Genomic DNA, 9,800 nt, shown 5'->3' with positions numbered 1-9,800 from the left:
GTCATGGCATCGTGTCGGCCATCCTGCACTTGCCGTCGCAGCGGCGCGAGGAAGAGGTGATCCGCGCGGTTGGCATGCGCTGGCTCGATTTCGTCGGCATTGCTGAGCATGCGCATCGATATGCCGGCGGCCTTTCCTACGGCGATCAACGGCGGCTCGAACTCGCAAGGGCGTTGGCGTCGACACCTGAGCTTATCCTGCTGGACGAGCCCGCTGCCGGCCTGAACGAGCGCGAGAAGCTGGACCTCGTACATCTGATCCGCCGCATTCGCGATGAAACCGGCGTCACCGTCCTGCTGATCGAACACGATATGGGGCTGGTTATGCAAGTGTCGGAAAAGATCGTCGTGTTCGACTACGGTCAGAAGATCGCCGATGGTGCGCCGGAGGCCGTCCGCGCGGACCCCAGGGTCATCGAAGCCTATCTCGGCACGGAGGATTAATGGACCCCGAGATCGTTCTTAGCGCGGACCGTATCGTTGCCCGCTATGGCGCCATCGAAGCGCTTCATGGCGTCAGCCTTTCGGTCAAACGCGGCCAGATCGTCGCCCTGCTTGGCGCGAACGGCGCCGGCAAAAGCACGGTGCTGCGCACGCTGTCCGGCCTGATTGCGGCGTCCTCTGGAAATGTCCGCTTCCTGGGCGAGGACATAACCAAGGTCCCGGCCCATCGCCTGCCGCATCGCGGGCTCGTCCACGTCCCGGAGGGAAGGCGCATTTTCGGCGACATGACGATCAAAGAGAATCTTGACCTCGGCTCGTTTACGCTTGCCGACGACGCTGAGCGAAAGCGGCGGCTGGATCACGTTTTTGAACTCTTTCCCATCCTGGCGCGCAGAAAGAATGGCGATGCAAGGAACCTCTCTGGAGGAGAGCAGCAGATGCTCGCAATCGGCAGAGCCCTCATGGCCGCGCCCAAGGTGCTCCTGCTCGACGAACCATCCATGGGTCTGGCGCCGCAACTGATCAAGGAAGTCATGAAAATCGTGCAGCGCCTCAATCGCGAAGGGGTGACCATTCTGCTCGTCGAGCAGAACAGCAAAGTCGCCTTGAAGTTCGCGGACTACGGCTATGTGCTCAAAGCCGGGCGCATCGTTCTTGATGGCCCTGGGAGCGATCTGGCGAGCAATGAAGCGGTCATCAGCGCCTACTTAGGTGGCGCGGCTGCGTAGCTGGCAAAGCAGCCAACGCAAAGGATAGCAAAAGATATCGGCAGCGGAAGGCCGCTCGGTTTGAACGGCAGGCCCTTGAGCAGGCCTACTTCAGCGTGCCATCGAAGGATGGACATGCCTGCGAAGCGCCCGTCGGAGCTCGTGCGCTAAACCCCATCGGCCAGAAGCGAGAGGCGAACTCGACTTGGCAGAACATATGCAGGCTGAACTACGATCCACTATGTGGAAAGAATAGCGAGTGGGGCGCAGACGGTCGGCTGGTGAATGTCTGGTAGGCGCCTAATGTCGGTCATTGCGGACTGCTATGCGGGTTCCTCTAAGCAGGCGTCGCCGACGCTTCGATGCCAAGTGCGCTTCCGCTTGGCATCAACATAATCGTCGAACCGCGGGATTTAAGGCGTAGCGTGACTTCGCACCGGGAATTGCCGTCTAATTCGCTAATCGAGCTTCGCGATCAGCTTTGCCAGCGCCTGTGCAAACTTGCCGCCCGGATCGCTCGGCGTGTCCCTTGTCGTCGACACGAAATGATAGACATACATCACCTCGTCCTTGTCGGGTCGAGAAAGGTGAGGTGGATCGCGACGGCATAAGCGGGGCCGCCGCCTTCGATATAGTCATCGCCTACGATCAGGAAATCGCCAAAACCGTCCATGTCTTCCTCCTCGAACGTGAGGTGGAGATCAGAGAACAATTCGACTGGCGGATGATCGGCGTTGCGCCGGCGTTCGAACCCGTCACGCAGGAGGATGCGGGTTTTGCTGCCCTTCAGGTGCTTGCGGTACAGCTTGTGGCAGTGTTTTTCGAAGAAGACGTGCCGCGTCTCCGCGAGGTCGTCGCCGAGCGCGTCGGCCAGTGCCTTGGCTTCGGTGAAACCGGCATGGATGAATACTGGCTGATGCGCTTGGTGCTTGAGGTGACAGGCGACCGCGTCATCGACATCCATGTCGTTGGTGAGCAGGATGCCTGAGCTGATGCCGTCCTTTTTGAGAAATCCATTCCCGAGCAGCGTCGAGATGCTCACGCCGTCCTCGGCATGATCGCCATGCGCCGGATTGATGATCACGATCGCCTCGCCGCCGGCGTCGCAGATCGCCGTAAGGGTCCGCTCCAACCCTTTGAGCGCTTCGCGCACAGGCTCTATGATTGGCACGAACCCCGATTCCGCCATCAGCATTGCGGTTTCGCGAATGGCGATCAGTTCGAACTGCTTGCCGCGGAAATATGGGTGATACATGCGTTAGGCCCAGGCCGTGGACGCGTCGAGCGGCGTCGCAATCGCTTGCACGATGCGGCCATGGTCTGCGCGGCGGACCGGTATCGACAGGGCAGCGGCGTGGAGCGAGCGCGGTAGCTGGTCGACGAGGCTGGCCAAAGGCGCGAGGTCACGTGTGCGCTTTAACGTCCGCACCATTTCGCCATGAAGTGCCACAGGGTCGAGATGCGAGAACAGCTCCCGCATCGCGGCGTGGCGCTGTGTATTCGGGACGACCGGGACGGCTATGCCGAGCGCCTTCAGGACTGCCGCGGCTTCCGCCGAGCGAAGCGATTCGAACACCGTAACTGGGCAGATACGCTCGGGGCAGTCTACTGCGTCGCGCACCGTCGCGATGCGGTAGCGGTGGGACAAGCAAAGTATGCCGACGTCCTCGGGAAGGACCAACTGGACGCCATCGACATAGCGTTCGCCGACTACGACGTTCACCGATGCAAACACGCGTTTGTAATTTTCGACTTGGTTGATCAGGCGCCCGAGGGAATCCCGTTCGGATTTGATCTCGTAGGCGGTCGACGTTCCGTTGAGGATGACAAGATCCGCCTTGCAAGATCCGGCGCGAAACTCGTTGAGCATCGAGGCTGTGCGCAACGAATGTTTGCCCATCAGTATCTTATGGGTCAGCGCCGCCCGGTAGACGTATTCATCGCGCAGTCCAGCGATTCCGAGAATCGAGAACGCAGCGTCGAACGCGTCCCCGACCGTCGCATCGGCGGCGCAACGTCCAGCGACGCGGGTCTGATCGATCAGACGCCGAAACAACGCAGAGCGGCCCTTCCGTGCGAATTCCTGGAATACGGCCGAAGAAAAGAGGCGCGTCAGCGCTGAAAGTTCTGAGATACCGATGGTCACATTTTTCCCCGACGCCCAGACTAAGACTGTGGCTGGTCAGCTTAGCTTAGTCCCGCGGCAAGGGGAATCGCATAATGTTCAACGGCCACCCAGCCTTAGGATTGCGCCAAACCGGTCCTCGGATCGCTTGATAGAGTTGCATAAAGGCTGCCGTCGCCGATTTCGGCGTCAAAAAGCGCACTGTTCGGACACTCGGCGTCCGCTTTGGCATCGGTTCGCCGAAAAGCCGCCAGTCCGCTGTCGGCCCCATATCGGTCATTGCATAACCGGCACAATTCGCCCTACTGGGTCGCTGCTGGTTAGAGGACGCGGCCACCAATGGCGTCACATTGATCGCCCCCTCAGGTCGAAAACGCTCCCATGGCTCGGTCTGCTCACCATGGGCTCGGCTTCGCCTGGAAAGCGAACGGCCTTGGAACCAATCCGGAAGCGATTCTGTAAAACCGCCTGTAAAACCCCTTATTTTCAGCCATCTCCCAATCAGGCGCAAACCCTTGCGCCATATACTTGTCGGGCGCCACAGAAGCTTGGACGAAGGCTCCATAAAAAGCAACAGGTTAGCTCCCTTCCGCGTCAATGCGCTGGACTAATTTAGCCACAAAAGGTTGGACTTTTGGGGCCATGGCGCCAAGAATGTCTGGACTCGCGACAGGGCCAAGACGATCCTACCTAATGTACGGTCCGATCGTATCGAAGGCATGCTGAAGCTGAGGACGCAAATGCTCGATCAGCTGAGAAAAGTGATGCTGCAAATGTGAATTTTCGGCTTCGGCGTGCTGCTTCTCAAGGTCGCGCAACTGTTCAAGAAGTTCAGCGTGTCGAATACGAGCCTTTTCGATCTTCGCCAACATCAAACGACTCATTCCGGCGAGTCGCAATGGATTCAACGAAACAAGCGAGCGCTCGAGATGGCCTACCTTGGGAGAGGTATTCATTGGTCTTCTTCCTTGCAATTTGAGATAGGCAACTATTCCTATATTTTACATCAAATGTCAAGGAAATCGGCGAGCGGCTCACATGGATGCGCGGATACTTGCGCCGCTTTCGCCAGCGTCACCGGCACCCCATCGCCTATACAGGGATGTCGAACAATGCGGGCTTTGACTGCCTTTTCCGGGGATGACCCACAAGAGATCGCAGTGACAACGCGCAACTTTCGAGCCAATCAAAAGTTTGCTGGTGGCAGGCTGGACCGCCCAATGCAAAACTTTTGCTGACAGTAGCTCGTCCTCGCACGCCAATGCCGATTGACGATTCCGGCCATAGCGCTCGAAATTTCTCGTCAGCAAGAGCCAGCGTCCTTTCCGAGACTGGACTAGCGACAAGCACCGTCGCATCGGTCGCGAATTGCGCGACCCGATATTCCACAGTAAGGCGCACTCTTCCTCCGATCCCGAGAATGATCGCGGATCTCTCACCCTCTACCCATCGCACGCCATGGCCATATCTCGACGTCAAAAAACGCGCTCTCATAGCTCTGAAGAATTGATCGGCTAGATCCGTGCCACCCGAGGAGACAGGCACAAGACGCGCGACGTCGGATCTGCGGACGATCGTCACGCCAATTTGACGGGTGCTGAAAGCAATTGAAATCCCCAGAGATTGAAGTCTGGCTGGCAGCTTGCAAACGGGGCATTGCAAGCGCCCAGCCAAGATTTTTGCGGGGACAAAGTCGCTTGCGAACTTCTTGAGCGACTGAACGTCGACGGCCCAGGCCTTGCCGCCTTTCTCCAAGCCGTGAATTATGCGCAGCTTAACCAAATTCTTGATGACATTCGGCTGCACACAAAGGCGCGCAGCCGCCTGCTCGGCGGTGACATATCCATCTTCGATAGTTGTTCGTCTGACCCGATGAACCGACGGCCGAGGCACGAAAATTGCGGACAGGCCCTTCTTGGTTGCATCCCACCCTGATATTGGCAACTCGCCAGCTAGTACTTGCCTCACGACGGTCGGATACGCGGACAGCGTCTTCCGTTGGTATTGCTCCAGCGTCAGGCCCTCTTTATGGATGCCAGCAGTGGAACGCTGGGCATTCAATCGATCGACTAGCGAGCGGATCACCTCCACATCATATTTCGCTGGATTGCCGGCACAGCCCTTAATAAGGGTTTGGATCAGGCCAGCCTCCCGAAGGATCGCAAGGCGCTTGTTGTTGACGCCGAGCAATTCTGCTGCAGTTTCTGGACCGCAGGCTCTCGTCGCCATTTTGGCAATCGCGTCGGCGTTCAGATCCCGACAGGTTAGCTGACCACACGCGACTGCAAGTTGCCGAACTGCAGATGATCTTAACTTGAGGGATTTCGCGATGACGTCTACGCCGCGATCAAATTCGGTATCGATTTGAACGCACTTCCGTCGCGCCGGCCTTAACTCGCCGAGAAGGTCTTGAATGCAATCCCGTAGTGGGGCGATGCCTTTGTGATGTATCGGGTTCCTCATTGGCGACTCAAGCCAACCGAGCACGTGTGTTGGCTTCCGCGAGGTAAGTTTTCCATCGATGAAAAAGCGGCCGGAGCGCAGATAGCTGCTGCACAAATCGCGCAGCAATCTCCCCTCCAGCAAGAAACAAAGCCCTTGAGCAGCGGCTTTTTGCGTTGACTGGATGCGGCCGGAGTCTGGCTTGCGAGATTGCCAGCCCACTTGGATCATGTCTCCGATTACGGTGCAGAGAAAGATCGCGTCGGTGAGTTCCATGCCGTCGAGCAATGCCACGTCCATGCGCGGCAGAACCCCCAACCGACCAGCCAGATACTGGGCTAGCCCGACTTTGGCGAGATTGCTTATGGAAGGTGTTGCAGCCGGCGGCATTGCCTTCGCTGAGGAGCCTCGGGCCCACACCATTCCATTTTTCTCGAACGACATCTCCTGGCCATGAAACGGACAGTGTGAAATAGCCACGATGTCGAACCAGAATCGGTGATGCGACGATTCTTCGAGGCATTTGGCACAGTACCGGCGATGCCGCGTCGACCAGTCGCGACCGACTCTGAGACGCTCTCCTCGTATGTAGACTGATCCACGATCACCCAGCACCGGCGTTGCGTCGCGTAGACTATCGAGCCCGGGAATAGGAAGTTCCGCACAGAAGCCCAGCATCTCCTGGGGCTTAATGTTTCGCCCGTTGATGCCGAGAGCCATAGCAAAGGGTCGGATTGATACTTGGCCGTTTAGCGCGGCGAGTCTCAGAAAGAACCCGTGTGCGGGTTCATCGACAAGAGGCTGAATACCCCAGCGGCTGATAACAGGGACGAGCCTTTCTGAATCGACTCGATCAAGCATGCGCAACACTCCTCTTGGAGAGCGAGCGTTGCGCGGATGACAAGGGCAGTTCGGTTTGCTCGACCGGCTTCAAGCTCCAATCATCGACAAAGGGGTTAAAGGCCGTCTTTGGTGGCTTGATGGCGCTATAAGCCATCGCGAGATGCTCGAACGTCACGTGCTCGCAGCCGTCGTTGATCGCGAGACATCCCGCTTGGAACAGGAAATTCTTTAGCTTGCCGATGATCCCCTCGGATACCCAATGAAGACGCTGTGCCAGGGCGACGGATCCCAAGCCCGACTTCTCGCGAAACGGCATACCGTCGTCGAACATGTCGCACAGGAGCCGAAACGACTTCCGCTCGTCATCACTGTCCCATGTGTAGGGATGAAGATGGGCATGTTGCAAGCCGCCGCGCCCGACGAGCTGCTTGTCGTTGGCCAGAATCTGATACGTCTCTGGAAGGCCGATGCAGACGATGTTGAGAGTGTCGAGGTTGAGGATCTTACGAAGCAAGCGCTTCACGTCCGACGCCAACCGAACATTTCGGCTATCACAAACGTCTTGGAACTCATCAAAGATCAAAAGTTGGACCTGATGATATTTTAGCCCGTCAAGGATATTGTGAGTAAGAAGGCCATTGTTCATGCGTTGGGAGTGAAGCATGCCGAGGGCGTTGGCGAGGTTCTCAAGCACAGGCCTCATGCCTCCCGTGGGTGCTGTTTCGACAAGAAGCACTGGGAAAATCATTCCTCTTTCGCCTTCTAAAGACGGAAATCGCCGCGCATACGCCGACGCTGCAAAGGATTTGCCAGTCCTGCTATCCCCGACGATCGCGGACACACACCCTGTGTCATGGACCCCGCCTTTAACCGGCATATGAAATCGAGACAGGGCCTCCATCCCCTCTGAGAGGCGGTCGTGTTTGATGATCAGCTTCTTGAGGATTGACTGCCGCTCGACAGCGGCCAATTGTGCGGCTCTAACCCGGTCAGATTTGTCGTCCATCTGATACGCTCCACGCTTTAAGCTTCTTGAACTCTTCCAGATCGTCGATGTCCTCGGGCGACTTGCCGCTCGAGACGGATTCGAGGCTTCCGACAGTTGGATTGATTCCGGCCGCTTCGCTGTCTTGTTGTTTCGTTGGGGAGGCCTTGGCCGGATATTGAGCGGGGAATGACGATGCAATCGGTCGTGAAGTCTCCACGAACGGCAGGTCTGACCCGAGGAAGTCTGACGCACTAGCGTCCGGCACGGCGACAACCTTACTAGCCAAACGGTACGCGGCCTCCTTCTGCACATAACGCGCGAGTTTCTTTTCGATCGTCTTTGGGCGCTTACCTAGAAGGCGCGTCACCAAGTCAGTCATTTCAACGCGAACGCGCATCAGAGCCTTGATGTCCACACTTCCTCGCACTTGCTCGCGTGCCCGGGCGAGAATTACGCGGTGCTGATGCAGTGTTACGCTCGATGCGTATTCCTGATGCGCAGCCGTCGCCGGAACCCTGATGATCTCGCCAGCGTGGTGATTGATCAGACTGATCTCCGCCAATCGATAGGGATCGCGTACAACCTTATATTTGGTTGAGGCTCGTCCTTCTCGCTTCAAGCCATGCCGCGAGTCTGTCAGCAGCGCGGACAGTTCCGCGCACTCGTACACGATGTAGTCCCATACTATGCCCTCTCGCTGTATGGAGCGGTACTCCGTGTCTCCGGCAAGAGAGGTGAACAAATCTTGGTTGGGAGGTAGGGCCGCCGGGCATTTGGCTGCGAGCTCGTTCCAAACCCTAGAAGGAACATCACCGTGACCTCGGATAACGCCAAGGCCTTTCGTTATGCGTTGGTGGTAGTCGTCACAAATCCACTTCGTGATAACGCCTTCGAGTTCAGGAAGGGTCAGGGTCGCAGTGCCAAGATTTTCGTGATCTCGTCGCGCAAGCACGTTCTCCAAGGTGGTTCCGGGCAGGAGGTGTAGAAGTCCCACTCCCAATGATCTGAAGAACCTCTCCAGGGCGCCTTTCATCCATGGGGACCGTCGCGGCAGTCGCTCGATATTGATCCCAAGCTCTCGCCCGGCCTCGGCGATGTTATTGCCTATGAAATGGAAGGCGTTGTCGACCCAGAGGTTCTCGATCCGCCCATAGCAGGGCCAATTGTTGGATACTCCAGCCAGACTGTCCGCTGACTTCGGATAGGTTGCATGTCGCAACCCCTCGATAAATGAAGCGTAGCTTGGCGCTTCGAAACCGATCGACAAACCGGCGATCATGGCCGTTGCCCGGTCTCGAAACACTACCAAATCAGGGCGACCGAAAATGCAGCCGTGCTCCCTGTCGACGATGATTACGTCAAGGGTGCAGTGGTCAACCTCCACGTCTTCGTATGGCCTCGCCGGTCGAGGACGCTTGGAGAAAGTTCGATTGTTGTTCGCAGCATAATGTGGGCCGCGCTTGTAGTGGTCGCGGGTATGCCTATCAACCTGACCGCATCTACGCTGAAAGATCCTCTCGGAGGGTGGTGCCAGACTACCATCTGCCGCAAGTAGCTTCGAAGGTAGGGTGCTCTTGTCGAGCGACGATCCGACTGTTTCGTCAAACTCCCGGATGGCCTCGCAAACTTTTGCATAGGCCGTGCTCTTGGTCATGCGGTTCACTGCGAGCCACAAATCTATTCCGAGTTGGATAGCGTCTTCCTGCCAACTCGGCAGATGCGGTCGTCGTCCCTTGAGAAAGTGGCGATCAGAATATGCAGCAGTGCCAAACTGTCGGCCAAACTGCTCCGCTTCGTCGAGCCACGAGAGAACTGTCGTGAATCCGGGCGCATTCTCGCCACGTCGAAATGCTAATTCTGCGATGACGGGCTTAAGTATCGATCTTGACCGCCGGAGATGGTCGCCGAGCCTATGGCAGGCCTCTACATAGGCATGCTTTCGCAGGTTCTGACTGTGGTTTGTGTCACTTGTCAACAACGGCGACGGAGGAACGGGGGCCGACTTAGAACCCGCAGCCATTCGTTCGACCACGAAGTCTCCTGACGACATGAGCTCCCCGATTTGCGTGTCGGTGAGGAGAGCTGGGCGTGCGTTCTGCCTGTCAATGAAAACCCACTGGTCTCCTAGGCGCTGCTGCACGAAGTATTGACGGTCATGCATCTTGATCTCGGAGAAAAGTGGGATCTCGAAATACCTGGCTCCTTTCGGCGTCTGCAGCGCGCAATCCGATTCTCGCATCGCCTCTCTTGGG

At 57.4% G+C, this 9,800-nt stretch carries 8 protein-coding genes; 2 read left to right on the top strand and 6 right to left on the bottom strand.

Annotated features, from left to right (window positions below; all coding sequences use genetic code 11):
* Both EN932_RS04265 and EN932_RS04260 read left to right on the top strand, forming a co-directional pair.
* A partial coding sequence (locus EN932_RS04265; RefSeq protein ID WP_164890427.1) for an ATP-binding cassette domain-containing protein occupies positions 1-443 on the top strand: 443 nt, incomplete at its 5' end.
* Positions 443-1,171, top strand: coding sequence for an ABC transporter ATP-binding protein (locus EN932_RS04260; protein WP_127369586.1), 729 nt, complete (start codon positions 443-445; stop codon positions 1,169-1,171). The genes EN932_RS04265 and EN932_RS04260, both read left to right, overlap by 1 nt.
* A gap of 538 nt (positions 1,172-1,709) precedes the next feature.
* Here the strand turns inward: EN932_RS04260 and EN932_RS04255 are convergent.
* The 6 genes from EN932_RS04255 to EN932_RS04230 all read right to left on the bottom strand — a co-directional run bounded on the left by EN932_RS04255 (position 1,710) and on the right by EN932_RS04230 (position 9,787).
* A complete protein-coding gene (locus EN932_RS04255; RefSeq protein WP_245461041.1) occupies positions 1,710-2,405 on the bottom strand; it encodes a sce7725 family protein in 696 nt (231 codons plus the stop codon).
* 3 nt (positions 2,406-2,408) lie between these two features.
* Positions 2,409-3,296, bottom strand: coding sequence for a sce7726 family protein (locus EN932_RS04250; protein WP_206519234.1), 888 nt, complete (start codon positions 3,294-3,296; stop codon positions 2,409-2,411).
* Between the two features lie 665 nt (positions 3,297-3,961).
* The gene (locus tag EN932_RS04245; protein ID WP_128368738.1) at positions 3,962-4,231 is read right to left on the bottom strand and encodes a hypothetical protein; all 270 of its coding nucleotides are present in this window, start codon (positions 4,229-4,231) and stop codon (positions 3,962-3,964) included.
* A 136-nt stretch (positions 4,232-4,367) separates the two neighbouring features.
* Complete coding sequence (locus EN932_RS04240) at positions 4,368-6,578, bottom strand: TniQ family protein (protein ID WP_128368737.1); 2,211 nt, start codon at positions 6,576-6,578, stop codon at positions 4,368-4,370.
* Positions 6,571-7,566 (bottom strand): TniB family NTP-binding protein, encoded by a 996-nt coding sequence (locus EN932_RS04235; protein ID WP_164890426.1) that lies wholly within the window; start codon positions 7,564-7,566, stop codon positions 6,571-6,573. Before EN932_RS04235 ends, EN932_RS04240 begins: the two co-directional genes overlap by 8 nt.
* Positions 7,550-9,787: a DDE-type integrase/transposase/recombinase gene (locus EN932_RS04230; RefSeq protein ID WP_164890425.1), complete on the bottom strand. Its 2,238-nt coding sequence runs from the start codon at positions 9,785-9,787 to the stop codon at positions 7,550-7,552. Before EN932_RS04230 ends, EN932_RS04235 begins: the two co-directional genes overlap by 17 nt.
* Positions 9,788-9,800 lie beyond the last annotated feature (13 nt).

Origin of the sequence: Mesorhizobium sp. M7A.F.Ca.US.002.01.1.1 (assembly GCF_004022955.1) — a bacterium.
In the GTDB taxonomy this organism is placed as follows: Bacteria; Pseudomonadota; Alphaproteobacteria; order Rhizobiales; family Rhizobiaceae; genus Mesorhizobium; species Mesorhizobium ciceri.
The sequence above is the reverse complement of the archived record's forward strand: the minus strand, read 5'-3'. Positions and strand labels throughout refer to the sequence as shown.

Bases quoted from the DNA above. Each gene is read 5' to 3' on its own strand.
- EN932_RS04260 (WP_127369586.1), top strand. From the start codon at position 443: ATGGACCCCGAGATCGTTCTTAGCGCGGACCGTATCGTTGCCCGCTAT.
- EN932_RS04255 (WP_245461041.1), bottom strand. From the start codon at position 2,405: ATGTATCACCCATATTTCCGCGGCAAGCAGTTCGAACTGATCGCCATT.
- EN932_RS04245 (WP_128368738.1), bottom strand. From the start codon at position 4,231: ATGAATACCTCTCCCAAGGTAGGCCATCTCGAGCGCTCGCTTGTTTCG.
- EN932_RS04240 (WP_128368737.1), bottom strand. From the start codon at position 6,578: ATGCTTGATCGAGTCGATTCAGAAAGGCTCGTCCCTGTTATCAGCCGC.
- EN932_RS04235 (WP_164890426.1), bottom strand. From the start codon at position 7,566: ATGGACGACAAATCTGACCGGGTTAGAGCCGCACAATTGGCCGCTGTC.
- EN932_RS04230 (WP_164890425.1), bottom strand. From the start codon at position 9,787: ATGCGAGAATCGGATTGCGCGCTGCAGACGCCGAAAGGAGCCAGGTAT.